Annotated in this window: 21 protein-coding genes and 3 pseudogenes; 15 read left to right on the forward strand and 9 right to left on the reverse strand. The window is 52.9% G+C overall.

The genetic code is table 11. The features are described 5' to 3' along the window. Positions 1-50: 50 nt before the first annotated feature. Both eat and K5K95_RS00070 read left to right on the forward strand, forming a co-directional pair. Positions 51-1,415: an ethanolamine permease gene (gene eat, locus K5K95_RS00065; RefSeq protein WP_222587900.1), complete on the forward strand. Its 1,365-nt coding sequence runs from the start codon at positions 51-53 to the stop codon at positions 1,413-1,415. Between the two features lie 124 nt (positions 1,416-1,539). After that, positions 1,540-1,707, forward strand: a complete 168-nt coding sequence (locus K5K95_RS00070; RefSeq protein WP_090186501.1) for a DUF2897 family protein — start codon at positions 1,540-1,542, stop codon at positions 1,705-1,707. Between the two features lie 44 nt (positions 1,708-1,751). On the opposite strand, the gene K5K95_RS00075 is transcribed toward K5K95_RS00070, so the two are convergent. Further along, positions 1,752-2,603 (reverse strand): urea carboxylase-associated family protein, encoded by an 852-nt coding sequence (locus K5K95_RS00075; protein WP_222587901.1) that lies wholly within the window; start codon positions 2,601-2,603, stop codon positions 1,752-1,754. A 15-nt stretch (positions 2,604-2,618) separates the two neighbouring features. Then, positions 2,619-3,269, reverse strand: a complete 651-nt coding sequence (locus K5K95_RS00080; RefSeq protein WP_222587902.1) for a GntR family transcriptional regulator — start codon at positions 3,267-3,269, stop codon at positions 2,619-2,621. Positions 3,270-3,445: 176 nt separating this feature from the next. Between K5K95_RS00080 and K5K95_RS00085 the strand changes: the two genes are divergently transcribed. Further along, positions 3,446-4,003 (forward strand): TetR/AcrR family transcriptional regulator, encoded by a 558-nt coding sequence (locus K5K95_RS00085; protein ID WP_222587903.1) that lies wholly within the window; start codon positions 3,446-3,448, stop codon positions 4,001-4,003. On the opposite strand, the gene fabF is transcribed toward K5K95_RS00085, so the two are convergent. The 4 genes and pseudogenes from fabF to K5K95_RS00105 all read right to left on the reverse strand — a co-directional run. Further along, complete coding sequence (gene fabF / locus K5K95_RS00090; protein ID WP_222587904.1) at positions 4,000-5,274, reverse strand: beta-ketoacyl-ACP synthase II; 1,275 nt, start codon at positions 5,272-5,274, stop codon at positions 4,000-4,002. The two genes, K5K95_RS00085 and fabF, sit on opposite strands and share 4 nt — an antisense overlap. Before the next feature lie 32 nt (positions 5,275-5,306). Beyond that, positions 5,307-6,101 carry an SDR family NAD(P)-dependent oxidoreductase gene (locus K5K95_RS00095; protein ID WP_222587905.1) on the reverse strand — a complete coding sequence of 265 codons (795 nt, stop codon included), beginning with the start codon at positions 6,099-6,101 and terminating at the stop codon, positions 5,307-5,309. Positions 6,102-6,298: 197 nt separating this feature from the next. After that, positions 6,299-6,634, reverse strand: a complete 336-nt coding sequence (locus K5K95_RS00100; protein ID WP_222587906.1) for a ComEA family DNA-binding protein — start codon at positions 6,632-6,634, stop codon at positions 6,299-6,301. A gap of 223 nt (positions 6,635-6,857) precedes the next feature. Further along, a pseudogene (locus K5K95_RS00105) lies at positions 6,858-7,113 on the reverse strand (nucleoside-diphosphate sugar epimerase/dehydratase); the annotation flags it as partial. Positions 7,114-7,349: 236 nt separating this feature from the next. Here K5K95_RS00105 and K5K95_RS33430 point away from each other — a divergent pair. From K5K95_RS33430 to K5K95_RS00125, 4 genes and pseudogenes are all read left to right on the forward strand, one after another. Further along, positions 7,350-7,901 (forward strand): SDR family NAD(P)-dependent oxidoreductase, encoded by a 552-nt coding sequence (locus K5K95_RS33430; protein WP_409999712.1) that lies wholly within the window; start codon positions 7,350-7,352, stop codon positions 7,899-7,901. A 118-nt stretch (positions 7,902-8,019) separates the two neighbouring features. Then, positions 8,020-9,642, forward strand: a complete 1,623-nt coding sequence (locus K5K95_RS00115) for a hypothetical protein (protein WP_222587907.1) — start codon at positions 8,020-8,022, stop codon at positions 9,640-9,642. Beyond that, positions 9,639-10,568, forward strand: a complete 930-nt coding sequence (locus tag K5K95_RS00120; protein WP_138867027.1) for an NAD-dependent epimerase/dehydratase family protein — start codon at positions 9,639-9,641, stop codon at positions 10,566-10,568. Before K5K95_RS00115 ends, K5K95_RS00120 begins: the two co-directional genes overlap by 4 nt. A gap of 48 nt (positions 10,569-10,616) precedes the next feature. Next, a pseudogene (locus tag K5K95_RS00125) lies at positions 10,617-10,965 on the forward strand (transposase); the annotation flags it as partial. A gap of 169 nt (positions 10,966-11,134) precedes the next feature. Here the strand turns inward: K5K95_RS00125 and K5K95_RS00130 are convergent. Both K5K95_RS00130 and tnpB read right to left on the reverse strand, forming a co-directional pair. After that, entirely contained in the window at positions 11,135-12,223 is a 1,089-nt protein-coding gene (locus K5K95_RS00130) for an acyltransferase family protein (RefSeq protein WP_222587908.1), read from the reverse strand. A 472-nt stretch (positions 12,224-12,695) separates the two neighbouring features. After that, the gene (gene tnpB / locus K5K95_RS00135) at positions 12,696-12,851 is read right to left on the reverse strand and encodes a transposase (RefSeq protein ID WP_261398119.1); all 156 of its coding nucleotides are present in this window, start codon (positions 12,849-12,851) and stop codon (positions 12,696-12,698) included. Between the two features lie 660 nt (positions 12,852-13,511). On the opposite strand from tnpB, the gene K5K95_RS00140 reads away from it, so the two are divergent. From K5K95_RS00140 to K5K95_RS00175, 8 genes are all read left to right on the forward strand, one after another. Then, positions 13,512-14,954, forward strand: coding sequence for a UbiA family prenyltransferase (locus tag K5K95_RS00140; protein ID WP_261398120.1), 1,443 nt, complete (start codon positions 13,512-13,514; stop codon positions 14,952-14,954). Beyond that, positions 14,951-16,264, forward strand: coding sequence for an FAD-dependent oxidoreductase (locus tag K5K95_RS00145; protein ID WP_222587909.1), 1,314 nt, complete (start codon positions 14,951-14,953; stop codon positions 16,262-16,264). Before K5K95_RS00140 ends, K5K95_RS00145 begins: the two co-directional genes overlap by 4 nt. Continuing rightward, positions 16,261-17,001: an SDR family oxidoreductase gene (locus K5K95_RS00150; protein WP_222587910.1), complete on the forward strand. Its 741-nt coding sequence runs from the start codon at positions 16,261-16,263 to the stop codon at positions 16,999-17,001. The genes K5K95_RS00145 and K5K95_RS00150 overlap by 4 nt, the downstream gene beginning before the upstream one ends. Positions 17,002-17,190: 189 nt before the next feature. Beyond that, positions 17,191-19,122, forward strand: coding sequence for an ArnT family glycosyltransferase (locus K5K95_RS00155; protein WP_222587911.1), 1,932 nt, complete (start codon positions 17,191-17,193; stop codon positions 19,120-19,122). Next, positions 19,119-20,069: an NAD-dependent epimerase/dehydratase family protein gene (locus K5K95_RS00160; RefSeq protein ID WP_222587912.1), complete on the forward strand. Its 951-nt coding sequence runs from the start codon at positions 19,119-19,121 to the stop codon at positions 20,067-20,069. The genes K5K95_RS00155 and K5K95_RS00160 overlap by 4 nt, the downstream gene beginning before the upstream one ends. 2 nt (positions 20,070-20,071) lie before the next feature. Next, entirely contained in the window at positions 20,072-21,358 is a 1,287-nt protein-coding gene (locus tag K5K95_RS00165; RefSeq protein ID WP_222587913.1) for an NAD(P)/FAD-dependent oxidoreductase, read from the forward strand. Continuing rightward, positions 21,355-21,753, forward strand: a complete 399-nt coding sequence (locus K5K95_RS00170) for a GtrA family protein (RefSeq protein ID WP_222587914.1) — start codon at positions 21,355-21,357, stop codon at positions 21,751-21,753. The genes K5K95_RS00165 and K5K95_RS00170 overlap by 4 nt, the downstream gene beginning before the upstream one ends. A gap of 544 nt (positions 21,754-22,297) precedes the next feature. Next, positions 22,298-24,223: a glycosyltransferase family 39 protein gene (locus tag K5K95_RS00175; protein ID WP_222587915.1), complete on the forward strand. Its 1,926-nt coding sequence runs from the start codon at positions 22,298-22,300 to the stop codon at positions 24,221-24,223. Positions 24,224-24,437: 214 nt separating this feature from the next. On the opposite strand, the pseudogene K5K95_RS00180 reads toward K5K95_RS00175, so the two are convergent. Continuing rightward, positions 24,438-24,790, reverse strand: a pseudogene (locus tag K5K95_RS00180) (transposase); the annotation flags it as partial. Positions 24,791-25,076 lie beyond the last annotated feature (286 nt).

Below are 25,076 nucleotides of genomic sequence, written 5' to 3' on the forward strand. Positions count from 1 at the left end.
CTGCAAACACTCTTCCCCGACGCTTTCCAAACCGTTCAGGGAGCAAACGCATGAACACACAACTCAAACCCACACTCGGCACGTTGCACTTGTGGGGCATCGCCGTCGGGCTGGTGATTTCCGGTGAATACTTCGGTTGGAGTTATGGCTGGGGCATGGCCGGGACGCTGGGTTTTCTGGTGACCTCGTTTATGGTCGCCACGATGTACACCTGCTTCATCTTCAGCTTCACCGAATTGACCACTGCGATTCCTCACGCGGGCGGTCCCTTTGCCTACAGCCGCCGCGCCTTTGGCGAAAAAGGCGGATTGATAGCCGGGCTGGCGACCCTGATCGAATTCGTCTTCGCGCCGCCGGCGATTGCCTTGGCCATCGGCGCTTATCTCAACGTGCAATTCCCGGCCCTCGACCCGAAACACGCAGCGGTCGGCGCATACATCGTGTTCATGGGGCTGAACATTCTCGGGGTGAAACTGGCAGCAACCTTCGAACTGGTGGTCTGCGTACTGGCTGTCGCCGAGTTGCTAGTGTTCATGGGCGTGGTCGCCCCGGCGTTCAGCTTCAGCAACTTCGCGCTCAATGGCTGGGCCGGTTCCGATGTATTCGGGGCGCCGGCGATTGCCGGGATGTTCGCGGCGATTCCGTTTGCCATCTGGTTCTTCCTGGCGATCGAAGGCGCAGCAATGGCCGCCGAAGAAGCCAAGGACCCCAAGCGCACGATTCCCAAGGCCTACATCAGCGGCATTCTGACCTTGGTGTTGCTGGCGATGGGTGTGATGTTCTTTGCCGGTGGCGTCGGTGACTGGCGCACCCTGTCGAACATCAACGACCCGCTGCCACAAGCGATGAAAACCGTGGTCGGCGAAAGTTCGGGCTGGTTGCACATGCTGGTATGGATCGGCCTGTTCGGTCTGGTGGCGAGTTTCCACGGGATCATCCTGGGCTACTCGCGGCAGTTCTTCGCCCTCGCCCGAGCCGGTTACCTGCCCAAATCCCTGGCCAAACTCTCGCGATTCCATACGCCCCACCGGGCGATCATCGCGGGCGGTCTGATTGGTATTGCGGCAATCTACAGCGACGGCTTGATCAACCTCGGCGGCATGACCCTGACGGCGGCGATGATCACCATGGCCGTGTTCGGCGCGATCGTGATGTACATCATGAGCATGCTCAGCCTGTTCAAGTTGCGTAAAACCGAACCGAACCTGGAACGCACTTTCCGCGCGCCGTGCTATCCGTTGGTGCCAATGATTGCGCTGGTATTGGCAGTGGTGTGCCTGGTGGCGATGGCATGGTTCAACGCACTGATCGGAGTGATTTTCCTCGGTTTCATGGCGGTGGGTTTCGTGTACTTCATGCTCACCGCACAACTGCGCGCCGATGCGCCAGCGGACGCCATGCTGACCGGGCTGTAAACAGCTCACAGGCTGCACTCATATCAGGCATAGAATGGAACCACTGCGATTGCCCATCGCTCAAAGTGGTATGCACGATCGGTTGGCGAAATCCGCCCACTGTCCTGCCCTCAAGGAGAGCCCTATGCCCTGGTATGCCTGGTTGATTCTGGTCGTTGCAATCGGCTCGATCGTTGGCGGTTTGATGATGTTGCGCGACACCGCCACCAAGGTCGATCTGACCGAAGAGCAACGTAAACGTGTCGCGGAACGAAACGCACAAGCGGACGCCAAGGATGCGCAGGACCGCTGAACAAAAACCCTGTCGTTCTCATTGAACGACAGGGTTTTGCGTGGCTACTTTTCCCAATCCGCCTTGGCAATGTGCAATCCGTGCATGCCTTTGTAGGCCGCACGCTCGGGCTGACTCCAGCCCTTGAGCAAAGATTCCTCCAACCGATAAATCTCCACCCCCAGCGGGCGACAAACGCTCAGCGGATCCTGCGCATCGGGCCCCCACATGGCCAGCGACAGGTCACCGCCCGGGCAGGTTGAAAGCGCGCACAGCAAATCGATCTCGGCAAAAAACTCCAGGTAATCACCCTTCTGCGCCGGACAGGCTTTCATGAAGTACATGTCGTCGTGGTTCAGGCCCGTGCACTGGAAAATGTTCAGCACGTCATGCACGTCAAATTCGGTCAGGCCATGGGGCAACACGGCGCGAGTCAGGTTGGAGTGGCAGTGATGATGGAAGTCCTCGCCGGTGAGCATTTTATTCACGTAGGGGTCGCAGCGCGTGCCGAGCAAATCGTGCAAACGACCGCCATGTTCATCGATGCCGTACCCGGCCAGGCTGTCATCGGTAATCGTCACCAGCGGCCGTAAAAACGGCAGGTTCGACCAGAGCCGGTCATGGGTGCTGACATGCGCGCCTTGCAACTGCCGGGTCCGCGCCGCCCACAGGCGCTCGCGCGGATCATTGGCATTCCAGACATTGAAGTCGCCCACCTGCGGGCCGACTGGCGTGGTCACCCGAAACACATGCCCGGCCGGCACGTTCCAGGCTCGACCAGTACGGATCGGTACTTCGAACTGCTCGATCAACGTGCGCCCCTCCTTCGCATCGCGGATCCGCTCGTAGAAGGCGGTGTCCACCTGCAAGGCCGAGCCTTTGCTGACTTGATAGGCCGCCGGATAGTCTTTGTACATGGCACGAATCCTCGATCAGTGATGGGAAGGAGCAAGTATTTGCAGCAGGAGGTGTTCGGAATCGTCGAGATAAAGGCTCATCGCCTCTTGCGCCGCGAGCTTTTCGCCCTCGGCCAGCAGGTCATGGATCTGCCGGTCTCGAGCCAGCCAGGGCGCCTGAAACTGTGATTCATCCGGCGCGGAGCAAAACACCAGGCGCAGTTGCGCAACGATGTTGGTGAAAAACTCATCGAACAACGGACTGCGCAGCAAACCGACAATGTGTTGATGAAAGGCCAGGCTGTGGGTGCCGACGGCGCGCCAGTCCTCACGCTCGCGAGCAAGCTCGGTGGCTTCCAGGGCCTGGAGCATGCGATCGGACTGATAGCTGCGCAGCGGCAGACTGGCATTGATGGCTTGCAATTCGAGGGTGCGACGCACGTTGAACAAGTCCCGCACGTCGTCGACACCCAGCCTGCGAACCATAACGCCCTTGTTGCGCACGTAACGGGTCAGGCCTTCCTGCCCCAAGCGATGCAATGCCTCGCGAATCGTGTTGCGAGACGCGTTGTAAGAGGACACCAGATCGTTCTCCACCAACGCCATGCCAGGCAGTAAACGGCCGCCAATGATGTCGGCGCGTAACTCCAATGTGATGTGGTCGGCCAACGACATACCACTGTTCATATTCATCGCCTCAGGATTGTTCAACAATCGTCAGCCAATGAGTAATCACTATTCGTGCCACTACTGGAAATGCCCTTCGACCAAGATCGACGCATCTGCATGCTTTTTAGAAGTAGAAGTACAGTCACCATCCCATTTCCATTGGTCAAGATGGCGCATTGTTGCGGAGATACACGATGCGTTACTCGCAGGACCATAAAGCCCAGACACACCAACGCATAATCAAAGAAGCTTCAGAACGATTTCGCCGTGACGGTATCGGCGCGACCGGCCTGCAACCGCTGATGAAAGCATTGGGATTGACCCACGGCGGCTTTTACTCGCATTTCAAGTCCAAGGACGAGTTGGTGGAAAAAGCCCTGCAGGCCGCGGGTGAACAGTGCGACGCCGTCTGCGCCGAGTTGTTCGCTCAGGAACGCCCGCTGGAAGCGTTCATCGACACCTACTTGTCACAATGGCACCAGACTTCACCCCATGAAGGTTGCCCGCTGCCGACCATGTCATCGGAACTGGGGCTGCGCGGACAACCCAGCCCGACGTCCGACGCGGTGCTCCACGCAAGGCTTGAACAAATACAAGGCACGCTTGAAGGTGAAGACGCCGCTGATCGCAGCATCGTCATCATGTCCGCCCTGGTCGGGGCGTTGCTGCTGTCGCGCAGTGTCGAGAACCCGGAACTGGCCCAGCGGATTCTCGACGTGACCGGCGCGTTTCTCAAACAGCCTCTGGCTTAACCCTCCCAGCGCTTGAACAGCACGCTGGCATTCACACCGCCAAAGCCGAAGCCGTTGGACAATGCATACTCGATAGCCATCGGCCGTGCCTGACCGTGGACGATGTCCACGCCTTGCGCTGCCGGGTCCGGGTTTTCGAAGTTGAGGGTCGGTGGAACAATCTGATCGCGGATCGCCAACAGGGTGAAAATCGCCTCGATCCCGCCTGCTGCGCCAAGCAAATGCCCGGTCGCCGACTTGGTCGAGGTCACCGCAATCTTGTTGTCCGAACCAAACAACGACTTGATCGCCGCCAACTCTCCAAGGTCTCCCACCGGGGTGGAGGTGGCATGAGCGTTGAGATGCTGAACCTGTGCAGCCGAAATGCCTGCCTGGGCCAACGCCAACGACATTGCCCGACGCGCACCGCTGCCGTCTTCAGGGCCAGCGGTCAGGTGAAAGGCGTCCGCAGTGGTGCCGTAACCGACCAGTTCGGCCAAGGGTTGAGCACCGCGAGCCAGCGCATGTTCCAGTGATTCGATCACCAGAAGGCCTGAGCCCTCGCCCATCACAAAGCCATCACGGCCACTGTCGAACGGCCTTGAGGCGCGCTCCGGAGTGTCGTTGTAACCGCTGGACAACGCGCGAGCCGCGGCGAACCCGGCAAGACTGACGCGATCGATCGCGGCCTCCGCGCCACCGCACACGGCGATGTCCGCCTCACCACACCGGATCAGCCGCGCCGCGTCGCCAATCGCCTGGACCCCGGCCGCACACGCCGTCACCGGAGCACCCAACGGCCCCTTGAATCCATGCTGGATCGACACATGGCCGGCCGCCAGGTTGACCAGAAATGAAGGAATGGTGAACGGCGACAAACGTCGCGGGCCGCGGCTGTCGGTGGTCCGAACCGCATCGGCAATCGCACCGAAACCACCGACGCCCGAGCCGATGATCGTAGCCGTGCGCTCCTGGGCATTGGCATCCTGAGCTTGCCAGCCGGCTTGCTCCAAAGCCTGGCGCGCAGCTTCCATGGCAAACAGGATGAAGCGGTCCATCTTCTTCTGCTCTTTGGGCGGCGTCGCACGATCCGGGTCGAAACCCGCCTCGGGATCCTCCGCCAACGTCTGCACTGCGCCACCGACCTTGGCCGGCAGATCTGCCACCACCTCGTCAGGCAACTGACGCAACCCGGAGCGCCCCGCCAACAGACGCTCCCACACGGCCTCAACGCCGCTACCCAGCGGAGAAACCAGCCCCATGCCTGTTACCACTACTCGACGATCACTCATACCGCAATTACCTCAAACCGATTGAAGGCGCCTTACTTATAGCGCGCGGCGGCCGTACTTTTGGAAAGATTAGGCGCCATGACAAGACGCGCCGCCACAAAGGCATCCCATTCGGACGCATCCGGCAACGAAGGAATGGTGACCAGCTCACCCTGATCCAGACCGGACAACGCCGCGTCGACCATTTCCCCCGCCTCCATCACCATATCCGCTGGAATCTGTGTTGCATCGATACCGGAACGCTCCCAGATCTCGGTGCGTGTTACGCCTGGCAACACCGCCTGGACTTTAACCCCGGTGCCTTCCAGTTCCGCGTTCAACGACTGGGTCAGGCTCAACACGTAAGCCTTGCTGGCGCTGTAAGTCGCGTTGAACCGCTCGGGGAACAACGCCACCACCGAGGCAATATTGATGATCGAGCCGCGACCAGCCTTGGCAAAACTGGCGGCGGCTGCCGATGCCAGGCGCGTGACAGTCGTAACGTTCAGCTGGATCAACCGCTCGAGTTGCTCCATGTCGGCGTTTGCCAACAAACCATCGGCAGCTACGCCTGCGTTGTTGAGCAACAGGCTGATACTCGAATCACTGCGAAGCCGTTGCTCAACCTTCAGCACATCATCTTTTTGTGTGAGATCCGCCTTGAGCACTTCCACCTTAATGCCATGCTCCGCGCGCAACGTGCTCGCTGCGGCCTCCAACCGCTGCTCGTCTCGAGCAACCAGCAACAAATCAAAACCACGAGCAGCCAAACGCTCAGCGTAAATTGCACCGATTCCGGAGGATGCTCCGGTGACGAGGGCTGTTCCTTGGGTTTGGAGAGTGTTCATGAGCGAGCTCCTGAGGATGCGATAGAGAGATGAGCGCCTGGACGCATCGGCAAATAGGAGAATTATTATAGGCATAATCTCAAGGCAATATGATAGACGTAATTTTTTTGACTCCGATGAAAGGCACGCCACCTCGCTTTACGCCACAATGCAAAAAGGCCGGTCAATGACCGGCCTCTCGGCGTTGATGTTAAAGCTTAGTTCACTTCCAGCTTCTCGCGATTCTTATCCAGGATCGCTTTACCGATGCCTTTCACTTCCAGCAATTCGTCTACGGACGAAAACGGACCATTACTGTCACGATAAGCAACAATCGCCTTGGCCTTGGCTTCTCCGATACCGGACAGCTCACGCTGCAGGGTGGGTGCATCAGCGCCATTAAGATCGACTTTTCCTGTTTGCGCTTGAGGGGAAACTTCCTGCACCAAAGGTGCGTTGCCTGTCTCAGGCTTCACCGCAGGCGCGGCTATTGCAGCAATAGAGGCGCTGGTGAGCAGGGCAAAAACCAGGGAGTAGAAATAGCCAGTACGCATAAATGAAGCTCCATGACATCGATTGAGAAAGCAGCTTTTCCGAAGCTGCCTCCCAAACTTAGGCGATGTCTGGAGCCTGTCAAAAATGTGTCAGTTACAGGATGTGAAACGATCAGGGGTTGAGGCGACGTTGCTGGTAGGTCCGGTCAACGATATCGCCATCAGGGGCGTCGCCGCTGACGGTTTCGCGCAGGATCTGGCGGACGCGAGGGTAGCTGCCACGTTGTTCCGCGATGCTCGGATCATCATCGATAAAAGCCACGGGACGCAAGACTCGGCCCATGCGAAGTGCTGCAACCAGCTGATTGCCGGCAACGCCTGCACCGTAGATGGCGACTTTGGTGAGGCCATCATCCGGTTGGCGAACGGTACATGCTGCGCGGCGGTGAACCAGTCTCCCATGAAATATTGACGCATGCACAGGCGCAGACCGCCGATGATGACGAGGCTTAGCACCAGTAGTTAAAGACTATTGAGCGGAATAAAGGACTCCGCAATGAAAAATACTCACCGTCTATGGTTATGCCATAAGGTCTATCCGGGTGCGTTTCATTGGCACTGGATCCATGACGACAAGCCCTCTCTATGGTACCGTGCCCCGCAAAACTTAGTGTGGATGGTTGGCTAGCCATCACAGGAGCAACTATATCGCCTCCTGCGGCTTCCATCGACCTAACAAACTGATTTGTTAGTCAAGCATTCAAGGACAGTTCTTGTGCCCCTCCCCCTCGTGGTTGACCTCGACGGAACGTTGTTGCGTTCGGACCTATTAGTAGAAACCGGCATGGCATTTATCCGTCGCCATCCATTTCAGCTCTATAAAGCGGTAGGTTGGCTGGCGCAAGGTAAAACTGTGCTTGAGTCGCAACTGGCTTCTGCAACCGATATAGATGTTAATGTTTTACCTTACAACGCTATTTCTGTCATCGCGTTACTCACGTTGCTGGGCAATCAATTTGAAATTGAAAGACATGGCTCATTGGCGGTCATTTCTTCGGTAGCTGGCGACAGGGGCAGACCCTCCAACTGTTTATACGGCACAGCAAAAGCTGCCGCTTCCACGTTCTGCGAGGGTATGCGCGCAAGACTTTTCAAAGTCGGCGTTTCGGTGACTACCATCAAACTCGGTTTTGTTCAAACACCTATGACCAAGGGGCTCAACCTGCCTCCCCTGCTGATTGCACAACCTGAAAAGGTAGCACTTAGCATTGTCAAAGCGATGCAAATAAAACCAACACGCTGTACACCCCAACATTCCGGGCACTGATAATGCTTATTATCAAACATTTACCAAACTTTATATTCAAGCGGATAAATCTATAGTCAGATTTACTGCAAGTGATAAAACTTTATACATCCAGCTTCATCGACAACAGGGCTCTTCAATGTCAGTTTTAAACACCCTAGGAAATCTGCTTCAAAGGCATTTATTACTAATTGCCCTAGTCATTGTCATTCTGTTGAACCTGTACTACCTGAAGACGTACCCTATCAATGTTGCTGCCTTTGACTATCCAAATTATGCTCAGATGATTTTCTCCAGTGTATCCAATCTTATCCACGCCAGTGGATATACTTTTGCCTCACGCTTAGCACTCGATTTTGCTGGCGTACCCAACGGAGTAGACATCTATAATGTTAAATGGCTGCGACACTTACAGCACATTCATTTTTACTTCCACGTGTTCGCCATCGCAATTAGCACATTCATGTGCAATAAAGTATTTGGTAAAATCTCAGCCACACTTATGTGCCTAGCGTGGGGTGGCAGTCTGTTTTTCATGGGTGGGGTCAATTCCATCGGACCGGACTGGCTACAAGGAGACTTTCTTGCCATCGCACTGCTGACCGCTCTTTGGGCGTTCGATGTAAAAAATAATGCAAAAATAATTTTGTATATACTGTCCGCAGTTATTCTTACGGTTGCCTACCTTGTAAAGTTCAACTCCTTGGTAATCGCCCCTGTCATTGCGATGTTAGTAATTTTTGACAGCAAGGACTGGACTTGGAAAATCGCGACAGCCATCGTCAGCCTATCGGCGAGCACCATAATTATATTTGTATTTGTCGAAACCTTTCACTACCCGACGACCAATTCACGGCAACTGAGTTACGATCATGCTTGGGTTCTAATTGACGCAATACCAAACGACTACATCACTCAGGAACCAAACAAGCTGGGAATCAACAGTTTGAGGTGGCGGGCCCTTGGCGCAATTTTACCACCGGAATATTTCAGGGCTGCAGCCTATCAAGATGTTAATTGGGGCGCACCAAAAGAAGTAAGAGCGCCCTACCTCGCACAATATAATTATCTGATGAACGCATCGCGCTCGGAGTTGATTGATTTCACGACCAAGCATCCCCTGCCTGAAACATTTAATATTCATGTTTCGGCCATTCCCGGCTATTACTATATCGGGCTTCCGCAAACGGACGCCCTAGGTATAGCCGTGTATAAAGAATCGGTGCTGGCGATACCCGCGGCCTACATCGCGAAATTGATCAAGGGTTGGTTAGCTTTTTTCATCGAAAAACCGTTCCAACTCACACCTTTAAAATCAAATAGCTTGTATCTGATTATTGGCGACAATATTCAAGCGGATGGCAGCGTTAAAATGACCCCTCCTCCGGACGCTATACCTCAACACATGCCGTACTGGAATCCTGCCGAGAAAGCACAACACCAAGGCATGGTGTTTTTTGGTTGGATGAATTTCCTGACTCCGCCACCTTGGGTCTATGCCTTGCTGGCGTTCGTCTCATGTATCGCTATATCTAAAACACAAAACATCAGAAAAGCCTTTCAGGCAAGCTTGTTAGTATTGTCTACAGCATTACTGGTTAGTTCTTCCTTGATGCTACTGACTGTTCGATCCAAGGAAATGCTTGCACTGTTGCCCATAGTAAGTATCTTTCTCAGTTTTGGCTTTTCTAGCTGCATCAATTACTGCCTGACACAAAGATCCAACTTAAGCATGCTGGGCTTAAATGGAGAGCCAAAATGAAAATAATTCTTCCAGGCGGAGCAGGTTTGGTCGGGCAAAATTTGGTGGCACGTTTAAAAAGCCGCGGATACACTGACATCGTGGTGCTCGACAAACACCGAACGAACCTCGCCATATTAAAGTCTGTTCACCCAGAACTGACTATTGAGTATGCGGACCTTTCAAAAAAGGGTAGTTGGAGCGAACACTTTGTTGGCTCGGCAGTGGTCGTCATGCTACAAGCTCAAATCGGTGGCAATATCTATCAAGAATTCGTACAAAACAATGTGATTTCAACACGCCTAATATTGGACTTGATAAAAGCCAATCCGAACATGCACCTTGTTCACATTAGCTCGTCTGTACTGGAATCTAAAGCCGACGACTTCTATACGCAAACAAAGCGTGAACAAGAGGAGTTGGTATTAGCCAGCAATATTTCCTGCCCGATTCTTCGACCCACCCTTATGTATGGCTGGTTTGACCGCAAGCACCTCGGCTGGCTTGCCCGCTTCATGAAAAAAACGCCAGTATACCCAATCCCCGGCGACGGTAAGTTTATGCGCCAGCCTCTTTACGCCGGTGATTTCTCCAACATCATTATCAATTGTATCGAGCAGCAAGAAAAACAAGGTATTTTCAATATTTCCGGACATGAAAAAATTGATTACATTGATATCATCCGCGAAATAAAACGAGTGACTCACTCGAAAACAAAAATCGTGAAAATACCCTATACACTTTTTTATGCCTTGCTTTGGATGTGGGCACTCGTTGATAAAAACCCGCCCTTTACAACGCAACAGTTAGCGGCCCTGAGTACAAAAGATGAGTTTGAAGTCATCGACTGGCCTTCAATCTTCGGGGTTCCCTACACCCCCTTTGCCATCGCCATAGACGAAACATTTAACAATCCAACTTATAGCAATATTGTGCTGGAATTTTAATGATGGGACAGCGAATCGCCGTATTAGGCGCAGGACCAATGGGATTGGCAGGTCACTTCGCAAAGCGCACTGGGCAAGGCCCGTTAATTGTCTGGCCAGCAACTGGAACCGGCTGTAGCGTTACGTGGAGGCAGTTTTTTTACCGATCGACTACAACAGAGCCGAGCGCGCAATAAAACTGTTTGTCATAGGGCGCAAGGCATGGCGGTTCAGCGATACGCCCAAAGGCGCCACCGCCAGTGCTCAGATTTACAAATTGGTCGAGACCGCCAAGGTCAACGACCAAGAGCCCTATACGTGGCAGCGCCACGTACTTGAGCGGTTGCCGCATGCATCCACGGTAGAAGACTACGAAGCGTTGTTGCCGTGGAACTGCTCACCGGAAATGCCTAGGTAAACCAAGGCCTCACCTTGCGGTGGGCGGAGTTTATGGATCTGTTACGAAGAAGCTGATCCATAAACCGGGCATTATGAAACCTTGGGGGGCGTCAGCGCTGTCGCGGCAGCCCCTGTAGCTCTTCATAGGTGACCTGAGTGACTGTTACATCATAAATACATACACTTGCTCAAGCCCCTGAATTGAGCTTTTCACCCACAACAGGATTGAACGCCGAATAGGCATCAACACCATTCGATACAGACCTGACTTTATTTTTTGGCTTGAATTTGAGAACCCTTTTCTCTACCAAATGCCAAGAGCCGTATCCCAAAATCAGAGCAATGATCACTGTAACAACAAGATAGGTTGGATAGGCAATACCAGGGAATTTTAGCAAAACAAACTGCTGAACCGGAAAAGCATAGATATAAACACCGTAAGAGCAGTCACCTACTTTATTAACCAAGCTCCCCAACCAACTTCTGGAAAGTCCATACGCCAAAACGACATACGGTAACGTAAGCCATAACAGGGCTTTCGAAAACGATAAATACGGTGCCAGAAGAAGGGTAATCATCACCATGACAGTTACGCCGGAGAGACTGAACCACCGTTCGAGCCCCCACTTCGCATAACATGCCCCAATCATGAAATAGATGCCTATTAACGGAATGTTTCTTACATCACTACCGTGAACCACCAGCAAAGGCGCATCTCGCCAGCACCAAAAAACTACAATCAGCGCAAACAATGCTGCGGTAACTGTGTATGCAAGACGACCGCCTTTGAATAGAAGCCCAAGCGCCACCACGACCAAATACATGAAAAATTCAATAGGTAAACTCCATAGAGGACCATTGATCACACTGGCAACTCTGGAGTGCTCCAGCACGCCCGGCAAATAAAATACCGGACTTAAAATTATGTTCTTCAAATACATAATGTATGCCAGATCCGAAAAATACTGCCTGACTGTCAACGTCGAAAAAACTGGACCAAGCAGAAACGAAGTTAGCACCACAACAACAATCAGGGCAGGAAATATTCGCAGCGATCGTTTAACTAAAAAGCTAATGACCGAAGGATCAAAACTCCAGCTTTTTGAAATCAAATAACCACTAATGATAAAAAATATCGCGATCCCGAGCCCACCATAGGAATCAATACCGATAAAAATCTCCGGAGTATTACCGTAAATATCGAATGAATGAGCATATAGAACCATCAGCGCGGCAACCAACCGTAACAAGTTCAAGTTATTATCCTTGTGCAGCATGTATTTCCGCCCTGATTTAATTACAGATGATAAGAAATTTCTATTCTTGCAACAGCTCATTGGTCGCGCAGGGTGATAGCCCGGCGCTTCGTCAGGCCTGGGCAAATGTCTTCGCTGGAGGACTGGATCACACGTATTCCCGTGCCATCATTGATGACGCGGTGAGGATGATACAACGCTACTTGGTCCTCTTGCAGCTCAATCAGCCTTTGCACCTTTCAGCTGTGAATTGGAGCGCGCCGCTTTTGAAGGCGCTTGTGCTGCTCTGCCAAGACGTCGTTGCGATAAAGCGTGTCGGGGAGGTCAGGAGCGCAGGAGTTCCTGAGCCTTGGATCGCTCGTCGCCTGTCGTTTCGGATCCGGCAAGTCTCGGTATTGCGAGTTTCGAGGGGCTCACACTATCGTGGCACAGGTCGCGCCCGGCGCTGCTGAGAGACGCCGGCGTTTATTCGTATGCAATCCACGAAGTACACCTACCGCCAGATGTGCTTCCCGTTTACCGTGACAAAGACTTCGAGGCCTTGCTGCCGCGGAACTACACGCCGAAAATTCCAGGTTTTGAACCGTTCAGACTCCAGGCGCTTAAGCCAAAGGCAAAACCCGTTGCGCTCCCAATAAAGGATTTTCACTAGATTACGAGGGCGATTCAGAAAGACGAAAAGTACGGGGTCAAATATCTGTCAAAAATATGTCCGTTACAGGATGTGAAACAATCAGGGCTCGAGTCGACGTTGCTGGTAGATCCAGTCAACGATATCGCCATCGGGGGGGGGGTGTAGCCACTGACGGCTTCGCGTAGGACCTATCTAGCGCGGATGTAATCGTTCAACCGCGCCGAGCGCTCGCCTTCCTGTCGTAAACCGGAGTTGCGAGCGAATGCCACTGACCTTGCGCGACGGGGCGCAAAGATCAAACTCAGCAATTGCGAAAAGCGGATCGGTGCCCGGAATCGACTCCAAGGCGAGCGGAGTGATCTACGGAGAGAACGGTGAAAAATGGATGATTCTCGGGGGTTACTGACGCACCTCAATCTTTGTGCGGGGATCCAATCAAGTTGACCAGGTCAGGGATCGGCTGCGTTACGACTCTGTGATCCCCCTCATCACCGCATGCCCTGTCAGTCAATTTATTAGCCACATCCCGTGAATCCATGTGTCATCCGTGGTACCATTTCGCGCAAATTAGAGCCTAATGGCCTTTTAGTAGCATTTGCTAAGATCTCCGTTGCTTTCCTGATCTTATTTTGTTTTTGTTTTTGTTTGAGTCACCAATATTCAGGAAGAGCTCTTGTGACTGTCCAAATTACATCTCCCACTATTCCGCTTATTGTCGATCTCGACGGTACCCTGCTGCGCTCCGATCTGCTGCTGGAAACAGGTATGGCTTTTGTTCGGCATAAGCCATTGAGCCTGTTCAAACCCTTTATTTGGTTGACCAAAGGCAAGGTGGCTTTAAAGGAAGGTCTCGCCCAGGCTACCCATATTGATGTCAGTGTCCTGCCTTTCGATCCTGCGGTCATTGAACTAATTGAAGTCGAGCGGAATAACGGTCGGACCATAGTGCTGGCGACAGCCAGCCATTACAGCCTGGCCGAACGTATTGCTGAACATCTTCAATTGTTTGACCAAGTGCTGGCCTCTGACAGCAAGCGAAACCTGTCGGCCCATCGTAAACGCGATCTGTTGGTCGAGCACTATGGTGAGCAGGGCTTTGATTACGTGGGTAACTCTCATGACGACGTCCCAGTCTGGGCGGTTGCCCGGAAGGCTTATGTGGTCAATCCGGAATCCGGTGTTGAGCGTGGCGCTCGGGCACAAGGCAATGTCGAACAGGTGATCCACTCCAATCCTTCCAGGCCGAAGGACTGGTTGAAGGCGTTGCGGCTGCACCAGTGGATGAAAAATGCGCTGATTTTCGTACCTCTAATGGCGGCGCATCAACTGACCAACCCCATGCTCCTATGGCAGGGAGTATTGGCCTTTCTGTTTTTTGGACTATGCGCCTCTAGCGTCTATCTACTTAATGACTTGTTGGATCTCGCCGATGACCGGCATCATCACTCCAAACGGCATCGTCCATTTGCCGCTGGACGATTGTCGATCAAATCCGGGATACAGCTCTTTCCCGTCTTATTGGTTGGCGCTTTTTCCGGGGCTGCATGGCTTCTGCCTTGGGAGTTTTCCGGAACCCTCATTGCATACTACATATTAACTCTCGCCTATTCGCTGTCATTGAAACGACAGATGGCTATCGATGTGATCGCCCTGGCTGCGCTTTATACCCTGCGCATCATAGCTGGCGCGGCGGCATTCAGTTTGGAACTGACATTCTGGATTTTGGCGTTTTCGATGTTCATGTTCCTGAGCCTCGCACTAGTTAAGCGCTACGCAGAACTGCGAGAAGCAAGGCGCAAGGGCGATACCGGGAAAACCCGTGGGCGAGGCTACTATCCCGCCGATCTGGAAATGATTTCCTCGCTGGGCGCGTCTTCCGGTTATCTAGCCGTAATGGTCTTGGCTCTATACATCCATGATCAGGCTACAACCGGGCTTTATGCCCACCCACAAGTGATCTGGCTAGCCTGCCCGCTGCTCTTGTTCTGGATCACTCGAGTGTGGATGCTCACTCATCGCGGGCAAATGCATGATGACCCTGTAGTGTTCGCCATCCGCGACCGCAGCAGTCTGGTCGTTGGCGCTTTGTTTGGGCTGGTGTTCTGGGTAGCAGCATGACTCGTCCGCAGCACTCTTGGGGATGCTATCCCTATGCCCCGCAGACTGCACACGCTTGTAGCTGGCGAAGCGAAGTCGAGGCTCTGCGCGATGCTGTGGTAGCCACGCACGGAAGCACCCTGCCGTATGGCAACGGACGTAGTTATGGAGACAGCTGCCTAGCCGCGAGCGATCAAGTGTTGTACATGGGAGCCCTGAATCGCTTCATCCAGGTTGATTGGCAGCAGGGAACCGTACAAGCAGAGGCCGGTGTAACCCTCGCCGAGATCCTGGCAATTTCCATCCCGCAGGGCTGGTTCCTGTCAGTCACACCTGGCACCCAGTTTGCCACCCTCGGCGGGGCCATCGCTAACGATGTCCATGGCAAGAACCATCACCTGCGCGGCACCTTTGGCAACCATGTGCGGCGCTTTGGTTTATTACGCCATAATGAAGGAGTGCTGACCTGCTCTCCTACCGAGCATCCCGAATTTTACACCTCTACTATTGGAGGTTTAGGTCTGACTGGGATTATCGTGTGGGCAGAAATTCAGCTTATCCCCATTCGCACCAGCCAGATCGACAGCACCGTAGTGCGTTTCGGCAATCTGGGCGAATTCTTCAGCCTGTCCGCCGAACTCGATCACCAGCATGAATACAGTGTCGCCTGGATCGACTGCCTGGCAAAAGGCACTCAGACCGGGCGGGGCGTATTCATCGTGGGTGACCACGCACGTTATGGTTCACTGGAAGTGGACGAGCGAGCGAAATTGAGCATGCCGCTGACACCGCCAGTGTCTCTAATCAACAACCTGTCATTGCGAGCCTTCAATGATATGTATTGGAGGGTGCATCCTGCCCAGAGCACACGCAAACGCGGTGACTACGAGCCCTTCTTTTATCCGCTGGATCGCATACTGCATTGGAACCGGATCTACGGGCGCCGAGGTTTCCAGCAATACCAGTGCGTGATACCCGACGCAGTGGCCGAGGTAGTCATGCACGAGTTGCTGGAAGCCATTGCAGACTCTGGCCAAGGCTCGTTTCTCGCCGTGCTCAAACGCTGTGGCAACATCGCCTCGCCAGGCCTGCTTTCCTTCCCTCTCCCCGGCACCTCTCTAGCCTTGGACTTTCCGCAGAAGGCTGACTTGGTGCGGCTGTTTGCAAGGCTGGATGCCATCGTTCGCGAGAGTGGTGGTCGCCTGTATCCGGCCAAGGATGCCCACATGACCGGCGACGATTTCCGCAAAGCATACCCCGCATGGGAACGACTGGAAGCACTGCGTGATCCCTCTCTGAATTCCCACTTCTGGAAACGAGTTACTGCATGAAACGAATTCTAATTATTGGTGCAACATCGGCCATTGCCGCTGCCTGTGCACGTCTATGGGCCGAACAAGGCAGCGAGTTTTTTCTCGTGGCCCGTAACCTCGAAAAACTAGAACAAACCGCAGCCGACCTGAAAGGTCGAGGCGCCAAATCAGTAACACTTCACTGCATGGATGCCACCGATTTTGTAGCACACGGCGCAATGCTCGACAGTTGCCTAGCGACCTTACAGCAAATCGATATTGCGCTCATTGCGCACGGCACATTGCCCAATCAGAAAGTCTGCGAGCAGGACGTTGGCGTAGCGCTCCATGAATTTGCCAACAATGGTACGTCGGTGATCGCCTTGCTAACGCTGCTGGCCAACCAATTTGAAACCCAGCGTTGTGGCACCTTGGCTGTGATTACCTCGGTAGCTGGTGACCGCGGTCGTCCGTCCAACTACTTATACGGTACCGCCAAGGCTGCGGTTTCCACCTTTTGTGAAGGTCTACGAGCACGTCTGTTCAAGGTCGGTGTACATGTCATTGACATCAGGCCGGGCTTTGTCGATACACCGATGACTCAAGGCTTACCATTACCTGCTGCACTGCTGGCCAAGCCTGAGCAGGTGGCCCAACGCATTGTAAAAGGTACTGATCGCAAAGTTGACGTCCTCTACGCCCCGGGATTCTGGGTATTAATCATGATGATAATTAAGTTAATTCCTGGCGTAATTTTCAAAAGAATGAATATGTAAAATCAGTTACTTCCAGACGGGTGGACAGTGCGAATGTTGTAGTTATGCTGCAGGCGCAAATTGTTGCGCAATAACAATGTACCGCGCTTCTGATCACTGATCATGATGGTCATCCGGAAGTTGCCGCAATTCATATTCAAAAAAATAAATTTCTGATATTCAAACTTTTAGACAGGCTGGTGTGGATCCTTGAAGCTATTCAAGTCGGCAGATAATGAGCTGCTGATCGAGCGCAGTATCAAATGCATAGCCGTATTGACGGTGCTTTACGCGACCTATCTGGCGTTTCGTTTTTCGGGGCAGCCATTGCTCGAATTGTTCGGCTTTCGCCAGCCCCAAACAGCGCTGACCTCCTTCTGGTTCATCAAGGAGGGTTTCAAGTTCGCCTACGAAACACCCGTCTCCGGCGCCCCCTGGTCAATCCCGTTCGAATTCCCGCTCTATCAGGCGCTGGTGGCGCTGATCAGCAAGTTCACGGGCATCGATCTGGGCAAGGTCGGCAGGATCGTTTCTTTCGTGTTCTTGGTGCTGTGCCTGCTGCCAGCTCGCTCCATCTGCCTGTCGTTGAAACTAGCCCCGCGCACTTTCTACATTTTCGCCGGTCTGCTGTTCTCCAGCCCTCTTTACCTGTTCTGGGGGCGCACCTTCATGATCGAGACGGTGGCGGGATTCTTCGCGGTCGCCGCGATTAAGTATTTCCTCGATTTCCTGGCCACTGGTCGCCACCGGAACGCGATTTATTTCACCACTCTGATTTCGCTTTCGATCCTGCAAAAAGCCACCACCGGCCTGCCGGTGCTGGCGGTGATGGCACTGGTATTCCTGGTCCACGAAACCCAGCGTCATGGGGGCATGTTCAAAGCCATCAGTGCACGCAACATCACTTTAGGCATTCTGCTTTTCGCGCTGCCTATCGTGTTCGGGGTTGCCTGGACCCAGTACACTGACGTGCTCAAGAACCAGAATGAATTCGGCAGCGACCTGACGTCCAGCGCGCTCTCGTCATGGAACTGGGGTATTTTGTCTCAACGCTTTTCCCAGCCGTTGTATGGCGAGGTCATCTGGTCACGCATCGTCAAGGGCAACCTGTCGGGCGTCTTCGGTATCGCAATCATTCTTTGCGCCCTGTTGATGGCTCCCGACACCAGAGCTCGCCTGGTGGTGCTGACGAGTTGTGTCCTGGCATTGCTGCCCCTGTTCATATTCACCAACCTTCATCTAGTCCATAGCTACTACCAGTCGGCCAGCGTCATTTTCATCATCTTCGCACTGGCCGTGGCGCTGTCCCAAGGCCTCGCTCAGCCGCAGTCTCGCCTGTGGATATTAGGGCTGTTCGTTGCCTTGCTGGCCAACAACTACAGCACCTTCGCACAAGGGTATGGCGAAAACCTGCGACAGAAGATTGACCTGAGCAACTCCAAAGATCTTCTGGTGGCTGACACGCTGCAGCACAACATGAAGGACGGTGAGGCGTTTACCCTGTACGGCAACGACTGGAGTTCGTCGATCGTCTACTACGCACAACACAAGTCATTCACCATTGCCAACAGCTTCAAGGATCTGGACAAGACCATCGACTCCCCCGAGACCTTTCTGGGTGGCGCGCCCCTGAGCGCGGTATTCGCGTGCCCTCCGGTTGAGAAGCCCAGCTTTGGCCAATTGGTTAACCAGCAACACAAAGACGGTCAGTGGAAGGTCGCCGAAGTATCAGGCTGCTACATCAGCCTGCCACAGACGAATGTGGGCCTGAACCTACCGAAGGCCCCAGCGCAATGCATTGGCAGCCTCGACTTCGCGAACCCGACCACGCAAAAGCTCGCAGGCGCCATTGAAGTCAGGGGCTGGACCGTCGTGGATGTGGACCGAAACCAGCTGCCGTCACAGGTCTACATCATTCTTACCGATGCTCACGAGAACGTGCGCTACTATGACGCGGCCCAGTACACACGCCCTGATGTAAACGACTTCTTCAAAAAATCCGACCTCGGCAACGCCGGCTTCGGCCGCGTTATAGACACCCGCGACCTCAAGGGCAGCTATGCCGTTGGCGTGGCCCGCGTGGTAGGCAAGGAACTGCAGTTGTGCCAATTTCACCAAGACATCCAGGTTGACCCGCAATGACCGCTATTAATATTAATGAACGTATCATCTTGCCCGGCGGCGCCGGGCTGGTCGGACAGAATCTCGTGGCTCGCCTCAAGGCCAAGGGCTACAGCAATATCGTGGTCATCGACAAGCACCGCGAAAACCTGGAGATCCTCAAGCGCGTACAGCCTGACGTGACCACTATTTTTGGTGACCTGTCCATGCCCGGCGAATGGCAACAGGCATTCGCCGGTGCCAATGTGGTCGTCATGCTGCAGGCACAGATCGGTGGTATTGACTATCAGGAGTTCGTCAAGAACAACGTTGATGCCACCCGCCTGATTCTTGAACAGATCAAACTGCACAGCATCGACTATCTGGTGCACATCAGCTCTTCGGTGGTCGAATCGGTGGCCGACGACTTCTACACAAAAAGCAAAATAGACCAGGAAAAGATGGTGCTGGAAAGTGGCATCCCCTGCCCGGTGCTGCGCCCGACGCTCATGTTTGGCTGGTTTGACCGCAAACACCTGGGCTGGCTGTCGCGCTTCATGAAGAAGGTTCCAGTCTTCCCAATTCCTGGTCATGGCCGCTACATGCGTCAACCGTTGTACGTAGGCGATTTCTGCAATGTCATCATCAGCTGCATACAGAACCGTGTGCGCGACGGCATCTATAACGTATCGGGGCACGAAAAAGTCGACTACATCGACATCATTCGAGAAATCAAGCGTGCCACCGGCGCCAAGGCCGTGATCGCACGCATCCCCTACGGCCTGTTCTACAGCCTGATCTGGACGTGGAGCCTGTTCGACAAGAACCCACCCTTCACCACCCAACAGCTGGCTGCACTCAGCGCCAAGGACGAATTCGAGGTCAATGACTGGCCCGGCACCTTCGGCGTGACCTACACGCCGTTTGCCAAGGCGATACAGGAAACTTTCAACGACCCCACTTACAGCAAAGTGGTTCTGGAGTTTTGACGATGGGACAAAGAATCGCAGTGTTAGGCGCCGGCCCCATGGGCTTGGCAGTGGCCTACCAACTGGCCAGGGACGGGCATGAACCCGTGGTATTCGAGGCGGATGACCGTGTGGGTGGAATGACCGCTGCGTTCGATTTCTCGGGCACCACCATCGAGCGCTACTACCACTTCCACTGCATTTCTGACCATGCCTTCCTGAAGGTACTGGACGAGTTGGGCTTGGCCTCGAAAATGCGCTGGGTCGAAACCAAAATGGGCTATTGGTATCAAAACCGCTTGCAACCTTGGGGTAACCCCATTGCTCTGCTCAAGTTCAAGGGCCTGAGCCTGACAGCCAAAGTCCGTTATGGCCTGCACGCATTCCTGTCCACCAAGAGAAATGACTGGAAGCCTCTGGACAACGTCGAAGCCACGGGCTGGATCAAGCGCTGGGTCGGGGCCGAGGCCTGGGAAGTGCTATGGAAGCGCCTGTTCGACTACAAGTTTTACCATTACACCGATAACCTGTCGGCAGCCTGGATCTGGAGCCGCATCCGCCGCATCGGCCGCTCGCGCTATAGCCTGTTCCGCGAAAAACTCGGCTACCTGGATGGCGGTTCTGACACCCTGCTGCAAGCGCTGAAGGTCGACATCGAAAAACACGGCGGGATCATTTGCCTGAAGTCGCCGGTCAACCGCGTGATCATCGAACACGGCAAGGTTCAGGGTGTGGTCTGCGGGGAAGAAATCCAGCGCTTCGACAAGGTCATCAGCACCGTGCCCCTGCCCTATGTGCCGTCCCTGATGCCGGACCTGCCGCAGGACATTCTCGCGCGCTTCGCAGCCCTCAAGAACGTCGCGGTGGTCTGCGTGATCGCCAAGCTGCGCAAGCCTCTGACCGAGAACTTCTGGCTCAATACCAACGACCCCGAGATGGATATCCCAGGACTTGTCGAATACACCAACCTGCGCCCAATGAACGAACACATTGTCTATGTGCCGTTCTACATGCCTGGTGAACATCCTAAGTTCGCCGAACCGGACCAAGCTTTCCTCGACAAGGTGCGTCGCTACTTAAAGAAGATCAACCCGACGCTGAACGATGAGGACTTCATCGATATCCGCGCCAGCCGCTATCGGCATGCGCAGCCCATTTGCGACCCGGGCTATCTGGACCGACTGCCGCCGGTTTCGCTGCCCGTGCAAGGCTTGTGGGTAGCCGATACTTCCTACTACTATCCCGAGGATCGCGGTATTTCCGAGAGCATCGATTTCGGTAGAAACATGGCAAGGGATGCAGTTAAGTGAAACAACTGCTTAATCGACAGTTCCTTGCCTTTCTGGTGACGGGGGGTAGTGCAGCTGCTGTCAACTTCTTCTCGAGGATTCTTTACAACCAATGGCTGAGCTTTTCAGTCTCGATCGGGCTCGCCTACCTGACCGGCATGATCACCGCCTTTGTACTGGCACGAATGTTTGTCTTTACCGAAAGCCAACAGCCCATCCATCACTCGGCAATGTTCTTTGTACTGGTCAACCTGGTTGCGGTCGTACAGACATGGATCATCAGTATTGGCCTGGCATCGTACATTCTGCCTGCAATGGGCATGGAGTCCTTCAAGCATGAAATAGCGCACGCATTCGGCGTGGCTGTGCCGGTGTTTACCAGCTACATCGGCCACAAGCGCTGGTCATTTCGCTGAAATCGCGCATACAGACGCCCGGGCCATGGCCCGGGCTCCGAAAATGCGACCGCCTTGGGCCGCGCCCACAGCACCTTCAACAATGCGTTCATCTCAGCGTAGCAACCCGCAACGGCTTCTAGTTAGTTTTCAACTGTCACCGCTAAGGGCAGATGGCTGGATTGACGGCGTGTACGCCCTAACGGGGGTCGGTCTGGTCCGAGAGCAGAGGCTCCCCAGTAAGGCCGAACGCTTCATCCATGGCTGTTGAATGGCTCCATCCACTCGCATCTGTTTCAAGATGTTCACTCTAATATGCATGTCGTACAATGCATTTATCTGAGATGAATTCTGTCTTGAATGAAGGTATCGCGAGAGCGGGCGTCAGTTCTTCCGTAAAGAGGCTGCACAGCTAGAGATTTTGATTCTTGATTATTGCGAGATGTCAATTAATAAGAATTGGGCACATCAATAACAATCTTGGATGCAGGTGGCGGTCAGCCAAGCACCATTGTTTTGCGGGTGGCAAATTATTCTAAACATAAATGTGGGGCGAGGTGGAAAATTGAAATTCGGTTTTTTTTCTGGGGAACGTCTCGCGAGAGATATGCTTTTAAATTTTTTGGCAGTACTGGCATTTTCATACGCGCTTTTTATCGCTGTGTATTATGCTGGTCAGCCAGTGCTGGAACAGTATAGTTTTAGACAGACGCAAACGGCGCTGACATCTTTATGGTTCGTTAAGGAAGGCTTCAAGCTCGCGTATGAAACCCCTGTTGTTGGTGCGCCATGGTCAGTACCATTTGAGTTTCCAATCTATCAAGGGCTCGTGGGTTTAATATCGAAGCTAATCGGTTCCGGGCTGGATGCGACGGGAAGAGTAGTATCTTTTCTATTTTTGACGGCTTGCCTGTTTCCGGTTAGAGATATCTGTCGGCAATTGTCGTTGCCGAAAGCTGTGTTTTTTGTTTTTGTAGGGCTTCTTTTTTCCAGTCCTATTTATTTGGAATGGGGCAGAAGTTTCATGATGGAAACGGCAGCAGTTTTTTTTGCTGTTGCTGCAATAAAATATTTTATTGAATTTTTAGCGTTGGCTAATAGAAAAAACGCGCTGCTGTTTCTTTTATTTATAACGCTGTCCATTCTCCAAAAAGCGACTACCGGGCTTCCGGTTCTCGCAGTGATGGCCTTGTTGTATCTGTTTCATGAGGTAAGCAGTAATAAAAGTGTGCTAAAGGCGTTTACCGTTAAAAATATTTGCACTGCCTTTATATTGTTCGGTTTGCCTATTGTTATAGGGTTTGGCTGGACGTTTTATACGGACGTCGTGAAAGTAAAAGGAAATTTTAGTACATTCCTAACCTCAAGTGCTCTATCTCAGTGGAATTGGGGGACGGTTTCGCAGCGCTTTTCCGAAAAGTTGTACGTTGAAGTTATTTGGACGCGAATGCTGAAGAACAATTTGGGGGGGATCCTTGGTTTGGTGATAATGCTAAGCGCTATGTTCGTGTGCAGACGCAATAAGCCGAAGGTGGTTGTGGGAGCCTCTATTTTGTTGGGTATTCTGCCACTGTTTATTTTCACCAATCTTCATTTGCAGCACCTGTATTATCAGTCAGCAAATACAATCTTTATAATCTTCGCTCTTTCGGTAGCGCTAGTTGTTGTTTTTGAGTCGAGACGTTCGGCGGGAGTGATGCTATTCTGGTTTTTGATGTTGATAGTGAGCAACTATATTGCTTTTAGTGGAAGCTATTATTCCGATATAAAAGCCACCTTTAATGTTGGTAATAGTCAGGATCTGGCGGTTGCATCGGCATTAAAGAATAATGTGAAACCAAATGAGGCATTTGTTGCGTTCGGCAACGACTGGAGTTCCTCTTTTGCTTACTACTCGGAACGAAAATCTTTCACTGTTCCGAATTGGTATAAAAACTACAATGATGTGCTTGCGAATCCGGAAAGCTATCTGGGTGGGGTGCCGCTTGGAGCTATTGTCGTATGCCCCGAGGCCCCAAGACCCCAAGGTCGTGACCTATTGGATTTATCCTTTAATAACAAAAAATTCAAGCTCATGGAGACAGGTGGTTGCTTCATGGGCACGCCGGAGCGTGTGGTTGATCTCAGCAAAAACAAGATTACCGCAAACTGCGAAGGCTCTATCGACTTCGTGCTGAAACCCGAAAAAATCCCCCAGACTTTGTCAATCAGTGGCTGGACGGCTGTCTCGGGTGCTAAAAGCGAGTTGGCCGACAGTGTTTACATTACGCTGACGGACTCAAAAGGCTCGATTAACTATTACGAAGCGTCGTCTGCTTTAAGACCTGACGTTAGTGCGTTCTTCAATCAGCCCAATCTTGGGCCAGCAGGTTACAGTCGAATAATCGATGTTAAATCTTTATCTGGAAATTATTCGATCGGAATTGCAAGGCTCGTCAAAGATACGCTTGAACTGTGCCAGTTCAAGACAGACGTGAAAATTACAGATTGAGTGTGCGGGAGTTTTGAGGGACCTCTTGCCCACAGCGGGCAAGAGGTATAGCAGATTTTTTAGCGCTGTGAAGGTTGTCGCAGCTCGAAGTTGAGCTGCGATAACTCAGCACGATTATTTCAGAGGTAGTGCAGATGGAGTGTAAGCGCTCCATAAACTCCACCTACTTGATGGGTTACGGTTACCGTAGCATCTCTGGCGAGCAGTTCCACGGCAGCCTTGATCCAATGCTGTCCAGGTAACTGATGGCTTTGCCCAGTGCATTTTGCGCCGTCCTTGTGGCTGCGTTTTATCCAGCCATGTTTGCAACTGCGCCGACACTGGCAGGCTTTTTTGCTGTCGGCTTCCGTGGCGATGTTCATCGCCGACTTCTTTAAAATCTCGCTCGAAACCGTACAGCTTGTTGATCAGATTCAGGGCGATATCGGCACGCCCGGTTTTGCCTGTAGGCTGCACCGTTTGTGCCTCGAAAAACTTGAGCCGCGTTTATGCCCAACAGCCTAAACGATCGACACCGGACTGCGCACCCAAGGCGTTATAAACAGCATAATCATCGGTTATCAGGTGTTCGACCAGCGCCGCGAGGCCATCAATGAATTTTTGGAAGTCGACGGTCTTAGGGTAGAGATAGACTCGACTTTCATGTGGGACGCATCATCAGGTGATGGCTCCGGAAAGGAATCGGGAACACAGCATCCGGGATCAAGTGGCGGGTTTGAATGAAGGGTTTATGGAGTAGTTACGAATAATCTGAGCAATTATTATGAATATCAAATCCCCCCTAAAAAAAACAAACAGCCCAACTAACACACAACAACTAACCCAGAAGACACCACAACAAAATAAAACGCGA

Origin of the sequence: Pseudomonas sp. DR48, from assembly GCF_019823085.1 — a bacterium.
Lineage (GTDB): Bacteria > Pseudomonadota > Gammaproteobacteria > Pseudomonadales > Pseudomonadaceae > Aquipseudomonas.